A 1517-nucleotide genomic window follows, 5' to 3' on the forward strand; every position below is an offset into this window, starting at 1 on the left:
TGAGTTACAGGAGTCAATATCCGGTGCGATCGCGCTTCTGTTGGGACAGCTTCACCCGCCGCATCACATCAAACACCTTCCGCGTCGTGTCCGGGCGCCGGAATGCGATCGCAACAACGGGTGTCGTCAGCAATTCCGATGGGGCCATGAGCGCTGGGGGTTGACGGGATGGGAGCGATCGCGCAGCCTGTGCGAAGCACCCATCGCATTGTATCTGGTTTCTGCCAACTTTTCGGAGTTGATAACAAACGGTTGGGACAATTAAGTGCTAAAATTTAAACCCATTCAAACTGAGTTGAAAGCCGTAATGGAAGCTCTGCGAATCATCACCCAACCCGTCAATCGGCAACTGATTATCGATCTCCCTCCGTCACTGACAGGCGACCAACAATATGAAGTGATCGTTCTCCCCATCAGCTCCCAGGAATCGGTGACAACTCCACCGCGTCGCCGACCTTCTGAAAAACTGGCGGGTACAGTTCACCTATTTGACGATCTCATCGCACCCACCACCCCGGACTCTGATTGGGAATCCTCCTGAGCCATGCTATTACTTGATACTCACATTTGGATACGCTGGCACAACCCCCAGTCCAGTCGTTTTGCCCTGGCTGAAAACCCGATCGAAGAGATAGAAACGGCGGACAGCATTGCCATCAGTGCAATTTCCTGTTGGGAACTCGGGCAACTGGTTAAGCGACAGCGCGTCCAGCTCGATCTTTCTCTTGATGAATGGGTGGCGATCGCCCTGGAAGGAGACATTCAGGTGTTACCCGTCGATCGCCCCATTGCGATCAAAGCGTCTCAACTACCGGAGCATCATCGCGATCCGGCCGACCGGATTATCATTGCAACCGCCCTCATGCATGAGGCTTCATTGGTCAGTCTAGATTCTGTTTTTCCTCGGTATGAAGAACTCAAAGACCGTTTAATTCCCGGTTGATTTTCAACCGTTCGATCGCGTGGGCGGGATCAAAATCTCATCAAATAACCGGGGTAACAGTTGCCAGCGATCGATGAGACTCAAAGCAATTAATGGCGTCGCATTGACAACAACCTTCATCGATCCCTCAATTTCTCGGCCAATTCTCGACTGGTTTTCGCCTCCTCTTCAAACTCAGCTTCGGTGTAGTCGATCGCGGCAAATCCCCGTTCGCCAATCAAACGATAAAACTCCAAACGTCCGCATCCCAAAACCTCCGCCGCCACCCCCGAAGAAATTTTACCCTCTTCATAGAGTTGACCCAAAGTCAAAATCATCACCCGTCGCTTAAACTCTTCCGGTTCTTCCCGACAAGCCACCAACAACTGTTCTGGAAATTCAACAAAAATGCTCATTTCACCGAACCCGATTCAATACTATGAGCCGAAAATCTTCTCGCCCCCAAACCCCCAATTCTGGGGGCTCCGAGCCGAAAGATTTTGACCGATCGTTTCACACTACTACTGGACCGACACACCTTAAACGGTGGGTTACGGCGGATTGCTAGATTGCCATCACAGCCTGGGTTTCAGCC

The 1517-nt window shown here is 51.6% G+C and carries 5 protein-coding genes; 3 read left to right on the forward strand and 2 right to left on the reverse strand.

Features of this window, described 5'->3' with window-relative positions; all coding sequences use genetic code 11:
• From AC0QHF_RS16410 to AC0QHF_RS16420, 3 genes are all read left to right on the forward strand, one after another.
• On the forward strand, positions 1-265 hold a 265-nt coding region (locus tag AC0QHF_RS16410), incomplete at its 5' end, for a hypothetical protein (protein WP_324705309.1).
• Positions 266-541: a hypothetical protein gene (locus AC0QHF_RS16415; RefSeq protein WP_233497750.1), complete on the forward strand. Its 276-nt coding sequence runs from the start codon at positions 266-268 to the stop codon at positions 539-541.
• A gap of 3 nt (positions 542-544) precedes the next feature.
• Entirely contained in the window at positions 545-943 is a 399-nt protein-coding gene (locus AC0QHF_RS16420) for a type II toxin-antitoxin system VapC family toxin (protein ID WP_324705310.1), read from the forward strand.
• Between the two features lie 3 nt (positions 944-946).
• Here the strand turns inward: AC0QHF_RS16420 and AC0QHF_RS16425 are convergent, their stop codons facing one another.
• The gene (locus tag AC0QHF_RS16425) at positions 947-1063 is read right to left on the reverse strand and encodes a PIN domain-containing protein (RefSeq protein WP_473113732.1); all 117 of its coding nucleotides are present in this window, start codon (positions 1061-1063) and stop codon (positions 947-949) included.
• Complete coding sequence (locus tag AC0QHF_RS16430; RefSeq protein ID WP_324705311.1) at positions 1060-1338, reverse strand: UPF0175 family protein; 279 nt, start codon at positions 1336-1338, stop codon at positions 1060-1062. The genes AC0QHF_RS16425 and AC0QHF_RS16430 overlap by 4 nt, the downstream gene beginning before the upstream one ends.
• Positions 1339-1517 lie beyond the last annotated feature (179 nt).

The sequence above is a fragment of the Lyngbya sp. CCY1209 genome, from assembly GCF_055795065.1.